22 protein-coding genes and 1 other annotated feature are annotated in these 23,144 nt (G+C 46.7%); of the genes, 19 read left to right on the top strand and 3 right to left on the bottom strand.

Going from position 1 to position 23,144, the window contains the following annotated elements; genetic code table 11:
* Positions 1-34: 34 nt before the first annotated feature.
* From aroE to leuS, 9 genes are all read left to right on the top strand, one after another.
* On the top strand, positions 35-904 hold the full coding sequence (gene aroE, locus Q9R46_RS15775) for a shikimate dehydrogenase (protein ID WP_311280679.1): 870 nt from the start codon (positions 35-37) through the stop codon (positions 902-904).
* A 78-nt stretch (positions 905-982) separates the two neighbouring features.
* Positions 983-1,276 (top strand): ribosome assembly RNA-binding protein YhbY, encoded by a 294-nt coding sequence (yhbY, locus tag Q9R46_RS15770; RefSeq protein ID WP_311280678.1) that lies wholly within the window; start codon positions 983-985, stop codon positions 1,274-1,276.
* Positions 1,277-1,290: 14 nt separating this feature from the next.
* Complete coding sequence (locus tag Q9R46_RS15765; RefSeq protein WP_145332225.1) at positions 1,291-1,881, top strand: nicotinate-nucleotide adenylyltransferase; 591 nt, start codon at positions 1,291-1,293, stop codon at positions 1,879-1,881.
* Positions 1,865-2,431, top strand: a complete 567-nt coding sequence (gene yqeK / locus Q9R46_RS15760) for a bis(5'-nucleosyl)-tetraphosphatase (symmetrical) YqeK (protein ID WP_311280677.1) — start codon at positions 1,865-1,867, stop codon at positions 2,429-2,431. The genes Q9R46_RS15765 and yqeK overlap by 17 nt, the downstream gene beginning before the upstream one ends.
* A gap of 17 nt (positions 2,432-2,448) precedes the next feature.
* Positions 2,449-2,796, top strand: a complete 348-nt coding sequence (rsfS, locus tag Q9R46_RS15755) for a ribosome silencing factor (protein ID WP_090914928.1) — start codon at positions 2,449-2,451, stop codon at positions 2,794-2,796.
* Positions 2,793-3,698, top strand: a complete 906-nt coding sequence (locus tag Q9R46_RS15750) for a CvfB family protein (protein ID WP_311280676.1) — start codon at positions 2,793-2,795, stop codon at positions 3,696-3,698. Before rsfS ends, Q9R46_RS15750 begins: the two co-directional genes overlap by 4 nt.
* Before the next feature lie 209 nt (positions 3,699-3,907).
* Positions 3,908-4,678: a class I SAM-dependent DNA methyltransferase gene (locus tag Q9R46_RS15745; protein WP_311280675.1), complete on the top strand. Its 771-nt coding sequence runs from the start codon at positions 3,908-3,910 to the stop codon at positions 4,676-4,678.
* 156 nt (positions 4,679-4,834) lie between these two features.
* Positions 4,835-5,860 carry a phosphotransferase family protein gene (locus Q9R46_RS15740; protein WP_311280674.1) on the top strand — a complete coding sequence of 342 codons (1,026 nt, stop codon included), beginning with the start codon at positions 4,835-4,837 and terminating at the stop codon, positions 5,858-5,860.
* Between the two features lie 119 nt (positions 5,861-5,979).
* Positions 5,980-6,232 (top strand) — a binding site (T-box leader).
* 73 nt (positions 6,233-6,305) lie between these two features.
* Positions 6,306-8,750: a leucine--tRNA ligase gene (gene leuS, locus Q9R46_RS15735; protein WP_311280673.1), complete on the top strand. Its 2,445-nt coding sequence runs from the start codon at positions 6,306-6,308 to the stop codon at positions 8,748-8,750.
* Here the strand turns inward: leuS and comER are convergent.
* Positions 8,731-9,576 carry a late competence protein ComER gene (gene comER / locus Q9R46_RS15730; RefSeq protein ID WP_251507344.1) on the bottom strand — a complete coding sequence of 282 codons (846 nt, stop codon included), beginning with the start codon at positions 9,574-9,576 and terminating at the stop codon, positions 8,731-8,733. The two genes, leuS and comER, sit on opposite strands and share 20 nt — an antisense overlap.
* A 182-nt stretch (positions 9,577-9,758) precedes the next feature.
* Here comER and Q9R46_RS15725 point away from each other — a divergent pair, with 182 nt between their 5' ends.
* The 4 genes from Q9R46_RS15725 to Q9R46_RS15710 all read left to right on the top strand — a co-directional run bounded on the left by Q9R46_RS15725 (position 9,759) and on the right by Q9R46_RS15710 (position 15,632).
* Positions 9,759-10,367 (top strand): ComEA family DNA-binding protein, encoded by a 609-nt coding sequence (locus Q9R46_RS15725; protein ID WP_311280672.1) that lies wholly within the window; start codon positions 9,759-9,761, stop codon positions 10,365-10,367.
* A 52-nt stretch (positions 10,368-10,419) separates the two neighbouring features.
* Positions 10,420-10,941: a deoxycytidylate deaminase gene (locus Q9R46_RS15720; RefSeq protein WP_311280671.1), complete on the top strand. Its 522-nt coding sequence runs from the start codon at positions 10,420-10,422 to the stop codon at positions 10,939-10,941.
* Between the two features lie 238 nt (positions 10,942-11,179).
* On the top strand, positions 11,180-14,152 hold the full coding sequence (locus Q9R46_RS15715; RefSeq protein ID WP_311280670.1) for a ComEC/Rec2 family competence protein: 2,973 nt from the start codon (positions 11,180-11,182) through the stop codon (positions 14,150-14,152).
* Between the two features lies 1 nt (position 14,153).
* Entirely contained in the window at positions 14,154-15,632 is a 1,479-nt protein-coding gene (locus tag Q9R46_RS15710) for a S8/S53 family peptidase (RefSeq protein WP_311280669.1), read from the top strand.
* 166 nt (positions 15,633-15,798) lie between these two features.
* On the opposite strand, the gene Q9R46_RS15705 is transcribed toward Q9R46_RS15710, so the two are convergent.
* Positions 15,799-16,101, bottom strand: a complete 303-nt coding sequence (locus tag Q9R46_RS15705) for a hypothetical protein (protein ID WP_311280668.1) — start codon at positions 16,099-16,101, stop codon at positions 15,799-15,801.
* A 350-nt stretch (positions 16,102-16,451) separates the two neighbouring features.
* Between Q9R46_RS15705 and Q9R46_RS15700 the strand changes: the two genes are divergently transcribed.
* From Q9R46_RS15700 to holA, 3 genes are all read left to right on the top strand, one after another.
* Complete coding sequence (locus tag Q9R46_RS15700; RefSeq protein WP_090914823.1) at positions 16,452-17,000, top strand: RNA polymerase sigma factor; 549 nt, start codon at positions 16,452-16,454, stop codon at positions 16,998-17,000.
* Positions 16,997-18,295 carry an anti-sigma factor family protein gene (locus tag Q9R46_RS15695; RefSeq protein WP_311280667.1) on the top strand — a complete coding sequence of 433 codons (1,299 nt, stop codon included), beginning with the start codon at positions 16,997-16,999 and terminating at the stop codon, positions 18,293-18,295. Before Q9R46_RS15700 ends, Q9R46_RS15695 begins: the two co-directional genes overlap by 4 nt.
* A gap of 259 nt (positions 18,296-18,554) precedes the next feature.
* On the top strand, positions 18,555-19,571 hold the full coding sequence (gene holA / locus Q9R46_RS15690) for a DNA polymerase III subunit delta (RefSeq protein ID WP_311280666.1): 1,017 nt from the start codon (positions 18,555-18,557) through the stop codon (positions 19,569-19,571).
* A 180-nt stretch (positions 19,572-19,751) separates the two neighbouring features.
* On the opposite strand, the gene rpsT is transcribed toward holA, so the two are convergent.
* Complete coding sequence (rpsT, locus tag Q9R46_RS15685) at positions 19,752-20,024, bottom strand: 30S ribosomal protein S20 (protein ID WP_090914815.1); 273 nt, start codon at positions 20,022-20,024, stop codon at positions 19,752-19,754.
* Positions 20,025-20,200: 176 nt separating this feature from the next.
* Between rpsT and gpr the strand changes: the two genes are divergently transcribed.
* The 3 genes from gpr to Q9R46_RS15670 all read left to right on the top strand — a co-directional run bounded on the left by gpr (position 20,201) and on the right by Q9R46_RS15670 (position 23,042).
* Positions 20,201-21,202 carry a GPR endopeptidase gene (gene gpr / locus Q9R46_RS15680; RefSeq protein ID WP_311280665.1) on the top strand — a complete coding sequence of 334 codons (1,002 nt, stop codon included), beginning with the start codon at positions 20,201-20,203 and terminating at the stop codon, positions 21,200-21,202.
* Between the two features lie 156 nt (positions 21,203-21,358).
* Complete coding sequence (locus tag Q9R46_RS15675) at positions 21,359-22,651, top strand: stage II sporulation protein P (RefSeq protein ID WP_145332179.1); 1,293 nt, start codon at positions 21,359-21,361, stop codon at positions 22,649-22,651.
* 34 nt (positions 22,652-22,685) lie between these two features.
* Positions 22,686-23,042, top strand: coding sequence for a DUF3679 domain-containing protein (locus Q9R46_RS15670; RefSeq protein ID WP_311280664.1), 357 nt, complete (start codon positions 22,686-22,688; stop codon positions 23,040-23,042).
* Positions 23,043-23,144: the final 102 nt, after the last annotated feature.

Below are 23,144 nucleotides of genomic sequence, written 5' to 3'. Positions count from 1 at the left end.
AATTCGAACAACGGATCAGATCGGAGGCGTATTGATGTCAGCAGAAAATAAGTTCAATTCTTCACTTCCTGTACTGCTGGGTGTAATGGGTGACCCGATTGCTCATTCCAAATCTCCGGCCATGCATAATGCTGCTTTGCAAGCGGCTGGTGTGCACGGAATGTACATGCCGCTGCATGTGCAGCCTGATCAGCTCGAAGCTGCGATTCGTGGTATTGTTGCCTTGGGTTATCGTGGTGTTAATGTCACGATTCCGCATAAGGAGCAGGTGATGCAATACCTCGATGTGATCGATGACAGTGCTCGTTTGATCGGAGCGGTAAATACGATCGTGAATGACAATGGCAAGCTGACAGGGTACAATACTGACGGAATTGGATATGTGCGCTCGTTGAAAGAAGAGGCTGTTCCCCAGCTTGAAGGGAAACGGATCGCTGTTCTAGGCGCAGGCGGCGCGGCAAGAGGTGTTATCTATGCGCTTGCACTGGAAAAGCCTGAACAGATCAGCATCCTGAACCGCACGGCTGACAGAGCACTTACTCTTGCTACGGATCTGCGAAATCATGGTCTGGGAGACATCTCTGGCAACGGGATGCAGGATGCTCAGGCGGTACTAGCAACGGCAGATATCGTTATTAATACGACAGCAGCGGGCATGCATCCACATGTGGATGATGTTCCAGTTGATCCTGCATGGATTCGCGAAGGGGCAGCTGTCAGCGATCTGATTTACAACCCGCTCGAGACCCGTCTGCTCCGTGAGTCCCGTTTGCGCGGATGCAACGTGCATGGCGGACTAGGGATGTTTGTTTATCAAGGGGCCGTCGCATTCGAACACTGGCTTGGCATCCCCGCTCCTGTCGACACGATGAGACGTGCGGTACTGGATAGTTTTGAAAAATAATAATTGAACGGCTAGGCCCTGAAAAACAGCCTCGCGCTACATGCAGGGCCTGCTCAACATAAGGAGTATGAAGTATTCATGTTAACTGGTAAACAAAAGCGCTTTTTGCGGTCACAAGCACATCATCTGACCCCTGTGTTTCAGATTGGCAAGGGGGGCACGAATGAGCATTTGTTCCGCCACATCGAAGAGGCGATTGAAAAGCGCGAACTGATGAAAGTCCAAGTGCTCAACAATAACCTCGATGATAAAAATGAAATCGCTACAGAGGTCGCTCGTGAAACAGGCAGTGAACTCGTACAAGTGATTGGTAGCACAATTATCCTCTACAAAGAATCACGCGACAATAAACAAATCGAACTTCCAAGATAAGGAGCGTGGCGCGGGTGAAGATCGGCATCATGGGCGGTACGTTTGATCCGATCCACATGGGGCATCTGCTGGCAGCGGAAGCGGCAAGGGATTCGCATGCACTGGATGAAATCTGGTTTATGCCGTCCCATGTCCCGCCTCACAAACCCAGTGCAGGTGCGACGGGGCAACAACGCCTGGCAATGACTGAGGCAGCTGTGAAGCAAGCTCCGCAGTATGAGGTACTGGGTATCGAAATGGAGCTTGGCGGCGTTTCTTATACAATTGACACCATGCGTGAGTTGTGGCGCCGTTTCCCTGAGCATGAGTTTTATTTTATCATTGGGGCGGATATGGTGAACTATCTTCCCAAATGGGAAGAGATTGAAGAGCTGGCATCCAGATTAACTTTTATCGGGGTTGGACGACCAGGTTTTCAACTTCATCTGGATGATCTTCCAGAGGCATTGCAGGGACGGGTTCTGCTGGCTGAAATGCCACTGGTTGATATTTCATCTACGGCGATACGCAGACGACTGGCGAAGGGGCATTCGGTGCGGTTTATGATCCCGGATGCAGTTCATCAATACATTGTAAGGAGCGGTTTATATGGCACTAAGCCGTGAGGAGTTAATCGAGGCTGTCTCTGCACAGATGCCAGCCAAACGCTGGAAACATACGCAGGGTGTTATGGAATCAGCCGTTGTCTTGGCTGAAAAGTACGGTGCTGATCCGGCAAAAGCGGATATAGCGGCGATTTTACATGACGTAGCCAAATATTGGCCGGTAGCCGAGATGGAAGCCGTTATTCGTGATAACGGACTAAATATAGAACTTTTACATCATGATAAGCAGCTTTGGCATTCGGAAGTGGGTGCCTTTGTAGCTGAACGGGATTATGGTGTGTCCGATTCCGAGATTATTAACGCTATTCGGTGGCATACTTCTGGTAGGGTAGGAATGAGTCTGCTGGACAAAGTGGTATGCCTTGCCGATTATATTGAGCCGGGACGTGATTTCCCGGGTGTAGATTACATTCGTGAGCAGGCACAGCGCAGTCTCGAGGAAGGCTTGATTGCCGGTTTTGATTCGACGATCAGCTTATTGCTCTCCCAGCGCCGTGTCATCTATCCGCTTACGGTGCTCTCACGTAATGACTTGATTACACAATTATAGATTATGGAGGTTGGTTCATGACAGTATCATCGAAAGAACTTATGAACATGGTGGTTACCGCCGCTGACGATAAAAAGGCATCAAACATTGTAGCGCTTGACCTGAACAATATTTCACTGGTTGCCGATTATTTTGTGATCTGCCACGGTAACTCGGATACACAAGTACAGGCGATTGCTACAGAGATTCGTAAACAGGCTCACGCAGCTGGCGCGACAATTAAAGGCATTGAAGGCATGGATTCTGCACGCTGGGTGCTGATGGATCTTGGTGATGTCGTGGTTCACGTATTCCACCGTGATGAGCGTGAGTATTACAATATCGAGCGTCTCTGGTCTGATGCCAAAGTGGTGGAAACAGTATGAGTTTGATTGCAGGAACAGTCGTCTCGCTACCGGTTTCACGTGAAGTGTCTCCATTTGGCTATTTTTTGACGACAGGATCGGAAGATGTATTACTTCATTACACCGAGCTGACTCGGGATATCAAGATTGGTGAAACGCTGGAGGTTTTTGTATTCTTTGATACAGAAGACCGTCTTGCTGTTACGATGAAAAAGCCTTACCTCACGCTGGGTGAAATGGCTAAACTGGTCGTAGCTGATGTGCATCCGCGCCTCGGCTGCTTCCTGGAAATGGGTCTCGGTCGCCAGTTGTTGCTTCCCATCCGTGAGTTGCCTGAACTTGAAGAACTGCGTCCCCAAGTTGGGGATGAAGTGTTCGTAATCATGGAGCATGACAAGCAAGGACGTCTGCGTGCCAAATTGGCCGGAGAACGTGAACTTGCTCCGCTAGCCTTCCACGCGCCAACCACATGGTTGAATGAGTGGGTGGAAGCGCTGGTGTATAAGCCACTTCAGATGGGTACATTTGTACTCGTTGATGGGGGTGTGCTTGGTTTTGGAGCGATTGGCATGATCCATTCTTCGGAGCGCAGTCATATGCTTCGTTTGGGTGAAAAGGTGAAATGCCGGGTTACGCTGGTGCGTGAAGACGGCCGTGTAAACCTCGCTATGACGCAGCGAAAAGAAGTTGGTCGCAACGAAGACGCAGATAAGCTACTTGCTTTTATGAAAGAGCGCCCTATGGGCGGCATGCCTTATTCGGATGCGACACCGCCGGACATTATCAAGCAACGTTTTGGCATCAGTAAATCCGCGTTCAAACGTGCTCTCGGTAAGCTGATGAAAGACGGCTTGGTGGTACAAAAGGAAAACTGGACGTACTTGTCCGAATCTGCGCCAAAACCTCAGCAGGAAGAGAAGTAAATACAGGCGTAGCGAGCCGAATACAGCATGGATGGTTTGAGCTAGAGCATTCATTTAGAATGAAATATTGCATGTATCATTGAGCCGATGCTTTATGTAGCGGTTTAAGTAAGGCAGGGCCAGACTGGGTAAACACCGGAAGCCCTGCTTTTTGTTTGAGTTTTAATCCAATCCGATGAGGAAAATGAAATTGAAAGTGCGGTGCCGACATGTCTTACCGGAAATTTGCCTACGTTTACGATGAATTAATGGAAGATATGCCTTATCCGGACTGGATAAGGTTTGCAAGAACAGCCTGGGAACAGCATGGCATGCCCAAAAGTGTGGCTGAGCTTGGCTGTGGAACGGGATCCATTACGATCCCGCTGGTGAACTCTGGCTTTGAAGTGACGGGTATTGATCTCTCCGCAGATATGTTGTCTGTTGCGCGTAGCAAAATGGAAGCGACACCTCAGGGACACCGTCTGTACAGGGAAGGCAGTGTACGCTGGGTACAGCAGGATATGCGGGATTGGAGAGTGCCTGAGCCTGTAGACTCGGTTATTTCGTTCTGCGATTGTGTGAACTATTTGCTAGAATCAGAAGATGTTATTCGAACTTTCGAGCGGACGTATGAAATGCTGAAGCCCGGAGGTACATTTCTGTTTGATGTACACCATCCAAATACATTGATTCGGTATGATGAGGAACAGCCTTTTGTGTTAGATGAGCGCTCGGTCTCATATATCTGGACGTGTGATTTGGATCAGGAGCGGTGTGAGATCGAGCATCATCTGAGCATTTTTTCTAGATTGGATGAGGGCAACAGGGATACGTATCAGCGATTTGAGGAGATTCATATGCAACGGGCTTATGATCCAGACTGGATGAAGCTTGAATTAAGCAAAGCGGGCTTCCGGGATGTGAAGGTGTATGCAGACTTTGAGTGGAAAGAAGCTGGAGATAACGCACAGCGTTTGTTCTACGTGGCTATAAAATGAATGTTTAATGAGAAAATTATAACGAGCGATGCTTAACTAATTGATATGTAAGGTTATGAAACTGTCCTTGAGCAACGTGTAAGTATGTTGCTTGAGGCAGTTTTTTTTGAACAGATATGATAAAAAGTATTGCCGCTTGAAGCAAAGAGAGACATAATGAATGAAAAACGGAAAGCGTTTTCCAAACGGGCGAACCACATTCCAATCACAGGGGGATTTGTAGAGATGGAAAGTACATATAAAACGAGATTGTCCAAAGAACAGCTGGATCAGATCATTAAGCATCACCTGGCTGTAACGATTCAGGATTACGAGGAAATGATTGATGGCTGGGCAAACCATGCTTATAAAATTTTGCTTGACGATGGACGGAAAGTTGTCCTTAAAATCGCACCTGCGGCTACGACCAATCTGATGCGTTGTGAACAGGATCTAATGACGGCTGAAGTGGAAGCACTCCAGCTTGTTGCTGAATTAAAGGATGTTCCTGTGCCTCTGGTACTTGCATATGATGCTTCACTACTCATGGCTCCCGCGCAGTATTTCATTATGGAGTTTATGCCCGGGGTTCCATACAACCAGGTGAAAGCACAGTTCACAGCCGAAACTCAGGAAGCGGTTGAACGGCAGTTAGGCTGGTACAACCAGCGAATTAACCAGATTAAGGGAGAGCGGTTTGGTTATTTTTCCGGAAAGGACAGACAACGTGCGACGTGGAGAGAAGCTTTCTTGATGCTCATGCATGATATGCTTGCAGATGGTGAAGAGGCAGGAGTTGATATCGGCATGGATTACAATGAGCTGAGACGTTTGATTGATGAGAGATCAGATGCACTGGACGAGGTGGCAGAGCCTGCCCTGATCAGCTGGGATCTGTGGGATGGTAATGTGCTGGTAAAGGATGAACAAATTACGGCAATTATTGATTTTGAACGCTCATTATGGGGCGATCCGCTCATGGAGCATTATTTCAGTCATTTTAACTATACTCCGGGTTTTCTCAAAGGATATGGACGTGAGGTTGAGACAGAGAATGAGCGGAAGCGCAGAAGTTTATACGATTTGTATTTTGATCTTGCGCTCCGAATTGAATGTGATTACCGTCAGTATGATAACAAGGAGCATATCGAATCTACGATGGTTAATTTGCAGGAAGGCATTGAACGGTTTAGAAAAATGTGAGTAAGGCCAGCTGACATGGCATATTAAGGACAGTAAAGTCTGATTGGTGTGAAAGAGAATGTGACATGTCATATTGACTTTGGGCTTGCATTTTTATATAATGCTTCCTATATTGTATACATATTTCGATGATAAGGATCAGTAGTAGATGCTGTACATGACAGAGAGTCGGCGGTTGGTGCAAGCCGATTGACAGTATTTTGCGAACTCGCCTTGGAGAAATGCGGTGATTACAAAGTTCTATGCCTTGTGTGCATAACTGGAAATCCGCATCGGTTAACCGCCGTTACAGGTCTAAAGGGAGTGGATGACGAAGCACGTTCGTCCGCTAACTAGGGTGGTACCACGGGAATTCAACCTCTCGTCCCTAGCGCTGCAAACGCTACGGGATGCTGAGGTTTTTTTGTTGTTATAAAGCGCGTATAACCTGAAGGAGGAATTATAGATGAGTGAGAATCATCAGCCGAAGCACGGCTATCAGCCGCAAGTGATGGAGAAAAGCTGGCAACAATATTGGGATGACAACAAAACGTTTAAAACAGGTGAGGACCCGTCCAAGCCGAAGTTTTATGCACTGGATATGTTCCCTTATCCGTCCGGTTCAGGACTGCACGTAGGTCACCCGGAAGGATATACTGCAACGGATATCGTATCCCGTTACAAACGGATGCGAGGATATAATGTGCTACATCCAATGGGCTGGGACGCTTTCGGTCTGCCAGCAGAGCAGCACGCACTGGATACGGGGGAACACCCGCGTCATATCACATTCCGCAACATTGACAATTTCCGTCGTCAGATCAAATCTCTCGGATTCTCATATGACTGGGATCGTGAGATCAGTACAACAGACCCTGAGTATTACAAATGGACACAGTGGATCTTTATTCAGCTGTACAATAAAGGTTTGGCCTATGTCGATGAAGTGCCGGTTAACTGGTGTGAAGCATTGGGCACGGTTCTGGCGAACGAAGAGGTTATTGACGGTAAGAGTGAACGTGGCGGACACCCGGTTGTACGTAAACCGATGCGTCAATGGGTACTGAAAATTACGGAATACGCGGAGCGTTTGCTGGAAGATCTGGAAGAGCTGGACTGGTCGGAAAGCATCAAGGATATGCAACGCAACTGGATCGGTAAATCGACCGGCGCCGAAGTGGTTTTTGCCATCGAAGGCCGTGAAGAAGTGATCAAAGTATTCACAACCCGCGCAGATACATTGTTCGGTGCAAGTTTTGCCGTTCTGGCTCCAGAGCATGAATTGGTTGACGCAATTACATCCGAAGAACAGCGCGAGGCAGTGAAAGCTTATCAGGAGCAGGCTGCGCGTAAGAGTGATCTGGAACGTACGGACTTGGCGAAAGACAAAACAGGTGTATTCACAGGTGCATACGCGATCAATCCGGTTAACGGAGCGAAGTTGCCGATCTGGATTGCTGACTATGTACTTGCTGGCTATGGTACAGGAGCTGTTATGGCTGTTCCAGGACACGATGCACGTGACTGGGAATTCGCGAAGCAGTTTGATCTGAATATTATTGAAGTTATCGAAGGCGGAGATGTTACAAAAGAGGCGTATACAGGTGACGGCGCGCATGTGAACTCCGATTTCCTGAACGGTTTGAATAATGAAGAAGCTGCGGCGAAAATGATCGCTTGGCTCGAAGAGAACGGCAAAGGACAAGGAAAAACAACGTACCGTCTGCGCGACTGGCTGTTCAGCCGTCAACGTTATTGGGGAGAGCCGATTCCGATTCTGCATCTGGAAGACGGGACGATGAAGACTGTACCAGAAGATCAATTGCCACTGTTGCTGCCTGACATTGACCAGATTAAACCTTCAGGTACAGGGGAATCCCCACTGGCAAACGTGACGGATTGGGTAAATACGGTTGATCCGGAAACGGGCATGAAAGCCCGCCGCGAAACCAACACGATGCCACAATGGGCGGGAAGCTGTTGGTATTACCTGCGGTTTATCGATCCGCACAACGACAAAGAACTGATCTCACAGGAGAAACAACAGCAATGGTTGCCAGTTGACCTGTACATCGGTGGAGCAGAACATGCAGTACTGCACTTGTTGTATGCTCGTTTCTGGCACAAAGTGCTGTATGATCTGGGTGTCGTACACACGAAAGAGCCGTTCCATAAGCTGGTTAACCAAGGTATGATCCTGGGTACTAACAATGAAAAAATGAGTAAATCTCGCGGTAACGTCATCAATCCGGATGAAATTGTGAACGAATTCGGTGCAGATACACTGCGTCTCTATGAAATGTTTATGGGCCCTCTGGAAGCGACTAAACCTTGGAACGCAAACGGGGTAGAGGGAATGTATCGTTTCCTGTCACGCGTATGGCGCCTGTTCATTAACGAAGATACTGGTGCGATCAATGAGAAAATTAAGGCTGACGGCGGAACCGACGAGTTCAAACGGACAGCACACAAAACGATCAAAAAAGTCACTGAAGACCTGGAGCATCTGCGCTTCAACACGGCGATCAGCCAATTGATGATCTTCATCAACGATGCGTACAAAGCAGAGACGCTGCCTCGTGAAGCGATGGAGAACTTTGTTCAATTGCTGTCACCTCTGGCGCCGCATATGGCAGAGGAACTGTGGAATCGTCTTGGACACGAGGGTGGAATCTCTTACGTAGCTTGGCCTGCATACGATGAGTCCATGACTGTGGATGCAGAAGTGGAAATCGTAGTTCAAGTGAACGGCAAAATTGTAACTCGTGCGACGATCGCGAAGGATCTGGATGCACAGGGAATGCAGGACTACACGATGGAACTTGCACCTGTGAAACAGGCGCTGGAAGGCAAGACTATTCGCAAAGTCATTGCCGTTCCAGGCAAACTGGTTAATATTGTTGCCGGTTAATCTCGCTGGCACGAAATACCTCATCCAGTTTGACTAAATCTTCATCGTATTTTTCATGTGTTGTATGGATCAGACTATCAAAAACACCATCGAGGTTGTTTCTTAGCAGCGCAAGTGCCTGAGCGGTTATTCCGCCAGGTACGGCGACACGGGCTTGAAGTTCTTGTGGAGTATAACCTCCCTCGGTGAGCAGTTTGCCTGTACCTAGAAGCATCTCACCGGCAAGGGCGCAGGCGTCGGCGCGTTTGATACCTGTCAAGCGAACAGCACTTTCAATCCATTGCTCCAAAAAGAAGGATATGAATGCAGGGCCGCAGCTGGAGAAGTCAGATGTGATTCGAGTGCAGGCTTCATCCACTTGATAAGGTTTGCCGATATGACTCATAAGGCCTTCGAGCAGTGAGCGATCTTCGGCAGTCATACGTTCACCATGGATGAATAGGCTTGCTCCGCTGCCGACCTGGTGTGTAACACTGGGGATAACCTTGGAGACTTTGCAAGGAAGTGAAGATTCCAGATGGCGCAGCTGCACGGGGCTGGTGATCGAGACAATTATGTGATTGGAATTCACAACAGGCAGGATATCATCAATGACATGTCTGAATTCCAGCGGTTTCACGCACAGGAAGATGATGTTGCTGCGAATGACTGTTTCCCGATTGTTTTGTGATTCATGTAGCCCTGGGTAACGGAGGGAAAGCTGACGTACTTTGGATGGAGTTCGATTGCTTGCAGCAATCTGACGGGGTTCGAGTGCACCGGATTGGATCAGGGCATAGATCAACAGACTGCCCATGCTGCCGGTTCCGATAAATCCAACCTTCATTGGTTCAGGCCTCCTTTCATGCTTTACGGTAATGGCGCAGTTTCTTCCCTCTATTGTATGCGTGAGACACTGGTCCATATGACATGAAAATAGGTAACTTAAATAAGTGAAAGCATAAAACGGTTCGGAAGCACCGCCCGTGTTCGAAATGATTTTTATTTTGAATATGAGGGAGTGTGCGGATGATGAGATGGAACAAAGCAATGTCCATTGCTGCAGCAGTGGTTGGATGTGTACTGATATTATGGTCGGGCAAAAGTGAACAGCCACCTAGCGGCTGGGAACCGATGCAGCTCGGCTCCAATCAGCCGACAAGTGAGCAGAATTTTTCTGCTATACAGTCGGCTGATTTGGTTCCCGAGAATGTAGCTAATGTTGCGCCTAAAGTTGATGTGAGCGAGCGGCAAGCAGACAACGTAGCTCCAGCACAGGAGTCGAAGGTTCGGGAGCCTAGTGTTGCTCCTATTGTGTCAAGCAATCAAGGTAATTTACCGGCTCAACCACAGGCCCAAGTGAATGAAAGCCGTTCATCTGTACCTGAAGCTGAGGCAACATCTAAACCGGCTGACGAAACAACCATTGAGACAGCAGATCACGGCAAGATCGATGTGAATATGGCACCTGTCACCAAACTCACGGAGCTTCCGGGGATTGGACAGAAGAAAGCTCAGGCCATTGTAGATTATCGCAATGCGCATGGGCCTTTTGCCAAAGTTAGTGATCTTACCAAGGTGAAGGGCATAGGCATGAAGATGCTGGAGAAGATGGCTCCCTATGTACAGATTCGTTAAAAGTTCAGCATAATATAATAGTAATAGGTTCAAGGCGAGAGGAGAAAACGGCATGAGTGCAACAGAGCTTCGCAAGGACTGGGATACGTATTTTATGGACATTGCTTATATGGTATCGACTCGTTCCCGTTGTCCGCGCCGGCATGTAGGAGCTGTGCTGGTTCAAGGGAAAAAGTTACTGGGTACTGCCTATAACGGGGCACCGATGGGAGTGGCGGATTGCTCCGAGGCAGGCTGTATGATATCGGAAGAATACGAACTGGTAGTCACGGACGGCCAGGAGGAAATGGTTAAAAAGCAGCGCTGTATTCGTACCATCCATGCGGAGCAGAATTTGCTTTTATTTACAGATCGAATTGACCGCGAAGGTTCCTCTGTATATGTAACCGATGAGCCTTGCTGGACATGTGCAAACATGCTGGCGAACAGTGGCGTTACGGAGATTGTATTCCATCGCTCATATCCCAAAGATACGAGTAAAGTAACAAATATGATGCAACAGAAAGGCATTTCGTTCCGCAAACTGGACAATTACCAGCCGCCACGGGAGACGATGATGATCGTAAGCAATTAACTATATAAATGGAACTATTCATTTACAGTGGACTGTGTGAAATCTTTAATCCAACTTATATAGAACAGGTTAAATGATTCAGATCAGGTCAGAACATAGTACACTTGGGATATCTTTCATTTTCAATATTATTTAGTTTCATACGTATGGGGAAGAACCTCCGGCAAGCCTGAATGGGCTTCGGGGGTTTTTTTGTGTATTTATTGCCTTGGAGATGAGTAGAGGGGAGAGGGATGGAATGAAAGGCAGACCATTGCTTCGCTTTACAACCTTTTGGTTGTGCGGTAGTGGCATGGCATGTTTATTGACGGGATGGACTTTATTTTGGGGAGTAGTCGGTGCGATGGCATCTCTTCCGCTCTTAATTCGTTTCATGAATATTCGCGGCTGGTCGATTCTTCTTTTAGTTATTGCTTTTGCTGGTGGTTTAATACAATGGGAATGGAATGATTCTCGTAATTACAGTACATTGCCAGCATACTTACATCGATCTACTGACGTCATTGATGGGTTAGATGTCCAGGTTGAAGGGGAACTTGTATCGGATGTGCAGGTCGATGGGGATCGGGCAGGTTTTGAGATGCAAATTTCTTCTCTTAGGCTGTACGAGGGGATAGATAAGGAAGTCGGGAATCAAGGGAAAATCAATGAACGAGTCATTGTACAAGTCCGATTAATGGAAGAGCAGGAACAGCATACAGCAGCATCTTGGAAGCGAGGAGATAAGCTGAAACTGTCAGGCTCGGTAGTTCTTCCTGGCGAAGCCAGAAATTTTGGGGGATTTGACTATCGTAGCTATCTAAGGACGCAGTATATCCATTGGATGGTCAAAGTGAAGGGGGCCAGTTCGGTTCATGCTTCGTCCCCTGAAGGGCTGGGGAAAATAAACATCCTACGGTGGACAGATTCGGCAAGACTACTGCTCGGTTCGGCGGTAAATCGGTTGTTTCCCGAGCCGCATGCCGGTTACATGAAAGGTCTGATCATCGGAATGGCGAAGGATATTGATCCAGGTACGTACAGTCAATTCTCACAGCTCGGATTAACCCATATCCTCGCCATCTCAGGTACACATGTTGCAGTGTATGTGACTTCATTGCTCATGCTTCTATCATGGCTGAGATTAACAAGAGAGACGGCTCTAACGATTGTGTTGGTTCTCGTTCCAGCATATGTACTGCTCTCGGGCGGTTCTCCATCGGTCATTCGGGCAGGTATGATGTCTATGATTGGTCTGTATATGGCGAAGCGCGGACTTGCCAGAGATGGAATTCAGATCATCAGTGCAGCGGCTTTGCTGATGCTTTGGTGGAATCCCTATTTTTTATTAAATGTCAGCTTTCAACTCTCATTTCTGGTGACGGCTGGACTGATGATTTACATGCCGCTTATCAACAGCTTGTTTGACAAGTGGCCCAAATCTTTGGCAGCCACGGCTTCAGTTACAGTGACAGCGCAGCTGATTTCTTTTCCAGTGACGATTCTGTACTTCAATCAGTTCTCGTTGCTTTCTTTTGTAGCCAATTTTTTGCTGGTGTCTTTGATTAGTGCTGTAGTGCTTCCCTTAGGTACGGTTGCGATGATTTTATCATTCGTGTGGCTTCCGCTTGCGAAATTACTGGCATGGATGGCGATTCAACTGAACAAGCTGACCTTTCTTAGTGTGGAATGGATGAACAGTTTGCCAGGTTTTGTGATGATCTGGCCAACACCATCTCTACTATGGATCGCAGCCTATTATGTCATTCTGTATGTGTTACTATATTTGCTCCATCAGCGCAGCGGCGGTGACATGCCAAAACATATTCATGTTGCGGAAGAGGATACAACGCCGCTTGATCTATCAGCAAGAGGTGCTGTACAAAAAGGCGCTACACTGGCACTGGGCTTCCATTCTTCACGGTCTGTAGACACGCAATCACTTAACACAGCGAAAGGGAACGATCGTTTGCAACTTCCAGCCGCTCATGCCTGGCATGCTCAAAAAGTTGCCTCAACTCCAGGATCACTCTCTACTCTCGGCGCCAGTATCGCCTGGCCTGAGTATGCAAGCGCATTTACATCCAGAGGTGCGGCCTTCTATAGCGAAATACACATGAGCCGAACAAAGCGATGGTTATGTGGTGTGCTTGCAGTCAGTTTTGCGGCAGGTTTATGGTGGGCATATCAGACGCCGCGCCCAGCGGGAACAGGTGTAGTGCAATTTTTGGACATTGGTCAGGGAGACAGTACATTGATTACAACACCAGGAGGCAGACATATCCTTGTAGATGGCGGAGGTACCGTTAATTTTGGTAGCAACGAACACTCTTGGAAAACGAGGCGTGACCCGTATGAGGTGGGAGCTAAAGTTGTTGTTCCTTTATTGAAAAAGAGAGGTATTCACCAGCTTGATGCGGTTATTGTGACTCATGCGGATCAGGATCATGCCGGTGGCCTTCAGGCTGTGCTGGAGCAAATTCCAGTGAAACGCTTCATCTTTAATGGAACGACGAGTGGAAAGGAGAAATTTGATCAGTTGCTGGAAACAGCGGTGCAACGCCATATTCCGCTATTCGCTGTTCATCAGGGCATGACCTATAAGCCCGATTCAGAAACGGCTTTATATTTTATCTCACCAGAGCGGAGTGGACCTAATCCAACAGGAGAAGTGCCTGTTCATGAGAATCAGAACGGTGGGTCGGTTGTTTTTTTGCTAGAGATGGCAGGCTCGTCAATGTTATTTACCGGAGATATGGAGGCGGCAACGGAACAGAATGTGTTGTATGACATTCAGGACGGTTCGCTGGCGACCTCTTTTCAGCAGGACGTTCAAAAATCGGGGAGAACTGTTACGGACAGCGAGACGAATATAGTTGTGCCTGAATGGATGAGGAGTGTAGCGGACAATGGCAGAGATCATCGTTCTTCAACGGTAGTTACCGTACCGCGACTACAAGCTATAGATGTACTGAAGGTCGCCCACCATGGTAGCAAGACATCATCCTCAGAAGCATGGCTTCAGTACTGGAATGCCAAATCTGCACTGATCTCTGCAGGGGTTAACAATACCTATGGTCATCCCAACCCAGACGTAATGAAACGTTTGGAAGCAGTAGGTTCCCAGATTTATCGGACGGACCAGATGGGCGAGGTACAGATGAAAGTGAAAGATGGGGAGATAAGTGTGCGGTGTAAGCTGATACAGAATGAAAATGAAGGGGACGATTAGGATGACTATTGAAAATAAAATTCCTGATCCAACGTGGGCCAGACTGGGTTTTCCTGAACCGCCTGAATTTCAAACTTCGGGTCAACATGTCGGTGTAATTATTATGGATCAAATAAGGCCACATCCAGCTATTCGTCATTTAGGTGATCGGCTCAAGTATATTACTGTGAATCATGATTTGTCTGTGCAATGTAAAGATGATATTGCTGTGCAATCCGGTAGCAGCGCTTTTTCGGGTGGGGAAGATGCGGAACTTGGAGTACATGGTTTAAAAACTCTACTGGCGTTATCCCATGAGCCATTCGAGATAAATGGGGAAACACATATAGGAATATCTCCCGCTGCTCATTTTATTGTGCTTGACCATGGTGCGTTTATAGACGGGGAAGGTGAGCGTTTAAAAGTAGGGGTGGATTGGATATTGGAGCAGCAAGGCTGGAATATCAGAATTATTTTGTGCACAGGTTGGCATGCTTCGGATAACCTGGTTCTTTTGAAAAGAAGTCATGAGTATTCCGCGGTGCAAGCATTACAATCTGCAGTCAAGCAAGAAATTCTTGTGGTGTGTTCAAACGGAAACACACGTTTAGGAAATATTATGCCTCCAATGGACTATTTCACAGTGGGGGGGTATCACGACCGTGGGACCAAGAATCGTCATATGCATGTCCCTTATCCAGATGAACCCTTTGGCAGGAATGGAGATGGACACTTTAGACCAGATATTTTAGCACCACGGCTTCATTTGACTGTGCCTTTTTGTGAATCAACAACAACTGTGGGAGAGGTTTCGTATTACGGGGGGACTTCCGGTGCAGCAACGCTCATAGCGGGTGTTGCTGCCTATTTGTTTTCGAAGTATTCCAAACTAGATGAAGTTGAGTTACGAAGTGTTTTGGTGAGAAATGCGGTTCTGGTTGTGGATCATGAGAACAGTGCGCCCAGAATACATGTAGGTAGGGCTATATATGCCCTGAATTCAAGTTTGCAAACGAAGGAAAAAAATTATCACGCATCCCGAATAAAATCAGATCATCTCAAGTCCGCTATTATAACTATGGATGAAATCGAAAGGGGGGTAGAATTCTCTCGTTCTATCCAGCAAGGAGAATTAAGTAGAATGGAACTATGGACACATTCCACAGACCCGTGCTCCATCATTAGGAAAATAGCAGTTCATGCTCTGGGAAAGCCCAAAGATAGTGAGGAAAGGGGCATGTTTTGGGAACTGCTGTGTAAAGAGCAAGAAGGAGGGGTACGTGGTTGGTATGCTTATGGATTGTTACAAGATAGTGATGAGTTGGAAGTATTCTTTTGGATTCCGTATGCTATCGATAGCAACTGGGCAGTACGATGGTCTGTGAGCGAATATCTTTCCAGGTACGAAGGGCGATTCCCGCAGCTGGAGAAGACAGATGTTCCCGAGCAGATACAGGAAAAGGCAGAACATCTACTACAATGGATGTATCTTCAACAATAACAGGGAGAGTTTATCCTCGCAGTAATACTTAGAGCGAAATTGGCCATTATTTTAGTTATAAGAATAAAAAAGCCCCTCACCCACTATCCTCTTCAAAGAAGAATAATGGTAAGGAGACCCTTTTTCATATCCGTTCTGATTTCTGAATATAAATGAAAGTATTGAATTACTCTACGCCGTCCTTGAAATGTTTATTCCAATGTTTGTCACCTTTGTGCAAAATGTCTTCAACGGTTTTTTCGAGTGTCGCCAGTAGCTGTGCTCTGACATCCAGTACCGTTTCCCTGTACAAGCGTTCTTCCGATCCGACGATTTTATCGCCGTATAACGCCTGTGCAGCTACATATTTACGATGTTCCTCAACCAGAGTATCGATGGATTCCAAAGCGTGCTCCACAAAGTGGGAAATACTTTGATATTCCTTTGGCATTTGTTCTTTTAATTGTTGAATTCTTGCTAGAGCTGGCATGCTCATCACCTCGTCTTATGAATGTAAATTTACAATACAACATTTTCATGAAAATTGCATTAAAAAAAGCTTAAGTTTTGGACAAATTTCGACTTTTTTATTTTTTGGTTCTATAAAAGTACTTAACCATAATGTATGTCATTGCATTTGTTTTGAGTCGTGTAAGTACTGGAATCCGTGATGTGAGACGTTTGATGACTACGTTTGCATTTTCTGTTATTCTAAGATAAGATTCGGCGGCCCTTATACATATGCCGTTATTTTGTGATGAAAAATTAAAATATACTTAACTTTGCAACAATTTTATCGATGATTACGTCAGTAAGGTTGCAGGGAGAGGGGGATCCTTTGTGGTAGAGCCGGAACTCATCAGAGCCGCTCAATCGGGCGATCGCGACGCTCTAATTACCCTATTGCGGGAGATTGAACAGCACGTTTATCGAACCGCATATTACATTCTAAATAATGAACAGGACGCGTTGGATGCTGCGCAGGAAGCGTTGATCCGCATTTACACCAAGATTAATTCTTATGAAGAAAAAGCCCAGTTTAAAACTTGGGTGCAACGTATCGTAACAAATATCTGCATTGACAAGTTCAGAAGAACCAAGCCATCCGTGTCCATCGATGAGCATGAAATGGTTTTTCAGGATAAGCAGGATGTAGAATTTGAAGTGATGTCCACTTATGTAGCCAAGGACATTCAGGATGCGATTAACAAGCTGCCAGAGCATCATCGGACCGTCATTGTTCTAAGATATTTGCAAGATTTATCCTATAACGAAATTGCGGATTGTCTCGATCTTCCGCTAAATACGGTAAAGTCTTACTTATTTAGAGCCAGACAACAGTTACAAAATCTACTACAGGAGTATCAGAAAGGTGGTGTGACAGGATGAAATGCGAAGAGGTGGTGGAATGGATGCACCGGTATCTGGATCATGATCTGGGCGAGGCGGAAACGACGCAGATGCTACAGCATGTGGCCAAGTGTCCGGAGTGCGCCGAAAATTTTAGTATGCTCAGAGCTCTGTCCAGGGAACTGGAAGATTTGCCGCAAGTAAGCCCGAAGTTCAGTCTGGTTGATGCGATTATGCCTCAATTGGATGCGATTGACGAAGCACGTAAAGAACAAAGCAGTGCCGTGCAAGAAATGAGTCCTGTCCCTGCGGCATTTGAAAGTCTAAAGCGCTCAAATTCAAGTGAGCAGAAATCGAAAACGAAATGGTTTAATTCGATGGTGGGACGGATGTCTGTGGGTGCTGCGGCCGCGGCTGTTGTATTGGGATTTGCCATCTGGGGTTATCAGCCAGAACAGATCGAGAATGCAGATTCGATGCTGATGAGCTCTGGCGCATCGCAAGATAGCAACAGTGCACAGCAGTCAGCACGGAGCATGGAAGTGAATAACGATCAAGCAGATACAACGAACCAAATAGAGGGCAGCACGATTGCACCTGACTCGTCAAATGATCCGGTGACGGAAGGTTCTATGCAACCGAATGCGGATCAACCTGAAGAGAGCAACGGAACAGAGTTGAAAACTCCAGGTGGTTCAGGTGATCAAGAGCCAGCCAAACCTGCTACAGAGGAGCCGTCTTCTCAGGACAAAGGCAAGCAAGAGATGAAGTCAACTCCTTCTTCTGACACTAGTAATAATCAGAAGAGCATGGGGCCAAACCAGGGAACGGAGCAGAAAAAGCCGGACACAAGTGAAGGTGGTGCCTTCTCCCCTCCTAATGACAAAGATGAAAGAAGTGCGGCCGATTCAAACGATCAGCTCGATGAGACATTTTCCGCTCAAACGATCATTCCGAACCAGGATACTCCAGCTCAGGGAAGTGAAGCTGACAATGCAGGAACTGGAACGGAATCGGGTGCTACAGGAAGTCAGCAGGGACTGATGGCTCCTGAACAGGGAACCGCTGCACCGACGGGAGCGAAAGAATGGAAATCACCTGACGGTTCTTATATTGTTATGCTGCTCGGCGACCAGTTAAGTATTTATGCGAAATCTGCGAATGATCCGGATGCTCTGAATCTGATTGAGCAACGAAATGTAGAGGGTACGTTAAAGTCGGGAAGCTGGTCCAAAGACAGCCTGCAATTTAATTATGAAATAGACAAAGACGGAGCGACAACAAAGGATACTTTCAAAGTTGGTACATCATCTAATGTATCATCTGCGAAATAGTTCTGAGTATAAGGTTCCTGCAGGGCAATTAGAGTGAACCTTTTCCAATGAACAAGCATATAGTGGATATAACTAAAGAACGTCCTATCTCTGATCCAACAACTGACGTCGTATGACCGCACGCCGGCTATTTCTAGAATGGCTGTGCCTGCGTTTATATAGATGCAGAACAGTGGGCCTTTATCCATACATGGATGAAGGTCCCTTTGTTGTCTTGTGTATTTTCTGGTAGGATAAAAGGGATAAGGAGGCACGGTGGATGGATGTAAAAAGCGCAACAAAGGCAATACGCAGCGGAGAAACTGCGCCAATCTATGTGCTGTATGGAACGGAGAAGTACCAGATACAGCAGTTCACAGAGATGTTAAAAACGCATGTTATTGAAGAAGAGCACCAGGATTTTGCGGTTATTCCCTATGATCTCTCCGAAACACCGATTGAGGCTATTGTGGAAGAAGCAGAAACAGTTCCTTTTCTAGTTCCTCGAAAATTAATTATCGTAAGGGACACTAGCTTGTTTACGGCCGGGAAAGAGTCCAAAATAGAGCATCAGGTGGATCGCTTGATTACATATATGGATAATCCCGCTGATTACAGCACGATCGTTTTTTTAGCACAAGGGGACAAGCTGGATGAGCGGAAAAAGCTGGTGAAGGCGGCTAAGAAACAAGCGATTGTTCTCGCCTTTGCGCCGCTAAATGGAGAAGAATTGATTCAATGGATTGTTAAACTCGCGAAACAGAGAGAGGTAACCTTTGAAGCTGGGGCAGCAGATACGCTAATCAGTTATGCTGGAACGGGACTGCAAGGTTTATCTGCCGAAGTGGATAAGCTTTGTTTGTTTGCAGGAAACGGAGGAACGATTCGCCGTGCAGATATTGAGTCACTGGTGGCTCGCAGCACGGAGCAGAATGTATTTGCACTTGTGGAGGAATTGGCTAACCTGAGGTTGGAAAAAGCACTTGCACTCTTTTATGAACTTTTGAAGCAACGTGAAGAACCGATCAAAATTGCAGCGCTGATTGCGCGGCAGTTCCGAATTATGATTCAGGTCAAGGAACTCGGGCAACAAAGTTACTCGCAGCAGCAGATCGCCAGTCAACTTGGCTTGCATCCGTACGCGATCAAAATTGCCGGGGAACAGGCTCGGAAATTCGATGCTGACCGGTTGAGGAAGATTCTGAGTCACTTGAGTGAGCTGGATTATCAGATGAAAACAGGAGCTGTGGATAAAGTTCTTGGCTTGGAGTTATTTTTGTTAAGACTCGGAGCATAGCACTAGGCTAAAACAAAAAAACAACCTGAGAGTCCTCCATATGTTGATTTCAACATAGATCAGAGATGTTCAGGTTGTTTTTTTATGGTATGTTCTTTTACTTGGCGGAACAGATGCTAAAAAATCCTGAAAGCCCATGCTGTTCAGGATTTTTCCATTGGTTCGTATAAGTAACGCTTCTTACGCTTGTGCGGAAAGAGCGTTCAGTTTTTTCGCCAAGCGAGACTTTTTGCGTGCAGCTGCATTTTTGTGAACCAGACCTTTAGTTACAGCCTTGTCCAGCTTTTTGGAAGCAGCTTGAATCGCAGCTTTAGCAGTTTCAACTTCGTTGCTTACCAGAGCAGCATCAGCAGCTTTAACAGCTGTGCGGAGTGCAGACTTCTGAGAAGCGTTGAGTGCGCGGCGCTTGTCGCTCGTTTTTACGCGTTTAACAGCGGATTTGATGTTTGGCATTACATTCACCTCCTGTAAGGCATTCGCATGAATACAAACGTTTCACAACTTAAAATATTCTATCACGCTAGCATGTAAATTGCAACAGATTTTGCATCGTTGTTTGGTATGTTGCATAAAGCCCGCCTTTTTCCCACACAATATGCTCAAATGCAATAAGGGAGGCAGGGACACAGATGACACTGGATTTGCAAAATTATACCGTACGCACCGATTTGGCTATCGACTCCAAAGAAATGGCACAAGGCAGCCAAAGACAGACGATTCCCGGATTACGTGAGGATGTTGATAAAAAAGATGGCATTACGATTACACGGATTGATGTGTTGAATGATGAAGCAGCGAAAGCCATAGGGCGTGTAAAAGGCCATTATGTCACACTTGAGGTGCCTTCCCTTCGCAACGGAGATACTGAACTGCAGGAACGGGTAGCCGCTGAATTTACACGAGAAATGGAAGCGTTTATGACCAAGGCGGGTATCGGCAAAGATTCCAAGGTGCTGATCGTAGGTCTCGGCAACCTGAATGTAACTCCAGATTCTCTTGGTCCGTTGGTGGTAGAGAATTTGATGGTTACCCGGCAGTATTTTGAACTGGTACCGGATCAGGTGGCGCCTGGATATCGTGAGGTCAGTGCTATCGCTCCGGGTGTGCTTGGTACAACAGGAATTGAGTCAAGTGACATTGTGCAGGGCATTGTTGAGCGTACCCGTCCTGATGCCATTATCGCCATTGATGCGCTCGCTTCACGCTCTCTTGAACGAGTGAATACAACCATTCAGGTGGCTGATATCGGGATTCATCCTGGATCTGGTATTGGTAACAAACGTCGTGGATTAACAAAAGAAATTCTGGGTGTTCCCTGCATTGCCATCGGTGTGCCAACGGTATGTTATGCTTCGACCATCGTGAACAACGTCATCGAAATGATGCGTTCTCACTTTCGTCAGGAAACTGATCAGACAAAACAAATCATGGGTATGCTTGATGACATCGGTGAAGAGGACCGTTTGAGTCTGGTAAAAGAAGTGCTTGAACCGCTCGGACATGACCTGATCGTCACCCCGAAAGAAATTGATGAGTTCATTGAAGGCATCGCCAATGTCATTGCAACCGGACTTAATGCGGCTCTTCACGAAGCGGTAAACCCTGGTAACGTTGCGGCTTATACACACTAGAGCGTAACCCCTAATACGGAACGGAGAAGGAGGTCCGAATCTATCGGACTTTCTTTTTTTTGTTGTCTTCATCTTTCTACTTCCTGTTCTATCAAATTGAATACTCTCATAGAGTTGAAGTATAAGAGTTGTTCTGCAAGGGAAGGAGACATAAGAATGAACAAGATATTGGCATGGAACATTGGCAAGTGGAAAAAAAGATGTCTGCACGTGCTGGCCATGGGCCGTACACTGTTGCTGCTTATGATCATATCTGCCCTCTTTTTTGTTGCACTCGGGCTTGGAGGCATGGCGGAGAAAAGGTTGAATAGTTCCCCTGTTTCTTCGATGAAAGGATTTGCAGGTTCCGTCTCAAGTCGCTTTTTTGTGGACATGTTGGGTATGGAGGTACCTCATCTTACGCAGAAGGAACAGAACACTGCGATTTCCGGTGAAAATCTGACTTCTTTTGTGTTTCAATTGCTCACCAATGTGAATCCTCAAGATCCAAAAAGTTTAATCGCACGCGAAATGCCAGGTATGGGAGCGAATCAGCCCGTTCTACTTAGACCAGGCTCAGGCAATACCAAGGCAGAAGCACCTGAAGATTATCAGCCGGGTCCAGGCCTGACAGAAACAGCTTCATCAGGTGAAGGTAAGCCAGGAAGTGAACTGCATGTTCCTCCGGGTCAGGATGATCCAGACGTTTCCGGTGAAGATGACCCGGGAAAGAGTACAGTCGATGAAGATCCACCAGCAAAAGGGAATGGGCAAGACAAGGGAAATCCGGCTATTGCTAAAAAATCCGTCCTGATCTATCACTCGCATCCGCGTGAAGGATATAATCCACTGCTAGGCACGGATAGCGATAATCCATCTTCCGGTAAACCGACAGGTAATGTTTTTCAAGTGGGAACCTATCTATCGGATAGCTTGGAGAAGCTGGGTGTGGGTGTAGAGCATGCGAAGGAAGATTACCAAACGAAAATCAAAGATTACAATTGGAACTTTTCCTATAAATATTCCAGACAGACTGTCAAAGCGGCGCTTGCTCAGAATGACGACCTGACATATTTAATTGATATTCACCGCGATTCCCAGCGACATAAAAAAACGACAACAACCATCGGTGATCAGAGTTACGCCAAGGTATATTTCATTATCGGGCATGAAAATCCAAATTGGCGTAAAAATGAAGCCTTTGCCGCAAAAATCCACAAAAAGCTGGAAGCGAAGTACCCGGGGGTATCCCGTGGGGTGTGGGGGAAGAATGGCGGAGGAGGCAACAATGGAGAATACAATCAGACGCTTTCCCCGAACAGCATTCTCATCGAAATCGGTGGAATTGACAATACGGCAGCCGAGCTGAAACGAACATCCAAAATTCTGGCGGATATGATCGCGGAAGTATATTGGAACGAACAGAACGTAGATAAAGCAAGTGCAAAACCGGCATCCAAGGGCGGATAAATCAGCTATCTATAGAAGAAAGGAGATTTGCGAGATGTCCAGATTTGGCAAAAAAATGCTGTCTGTCAGTGTGCTTATGTTACTTGGTGTCTTGCTGGGCATGCAGCTGGCAGGCAGTGGTTTTCAGAATAACAACCCTGATGAAAGTGTCCCCGTAGTGGCGACCACAGAAACCGCACGTGAGGAAAATAAAACGGTATCCACCGAGCCTGTGCAGACTGAGGTTAAAAAGCCGTTCGTTCCTGTCCAGACCCCGAGCCAGGTGCTTGGGGCGGACCAGCACAAGGCCCCTGTAGATGTGCTGGCGGAAAAAACGGCAGGGTTGCTACAAAACTTGTCAAACAGCGGCATCAAGTGGGTTGTCTCTCTTTTTGGCGGAGTAGATGAATAGAAGCGGGCGGATTAACGGAAAACTAACCCTTCGAAGCAAGCTTCAAGTAACTTTATTATAAAAGTTAAATCATCATGGGATTGATGCACCTTGAAGCAACTG

It is taken from the genome of Paenibacillus sp. RRE4 (assembly GCF_031844205.1).
Lineage (GTDB): Bacteria > Bacillota > Bacilli > Paenibacillales > Paenibacillaceae > Paenibacillus > Paenibacillus xylanexedens_B.
Note: the sequence above shows the minus strand (reverse complement) of the source record. Positions and strands in the feature narration are given on the sequence as shown.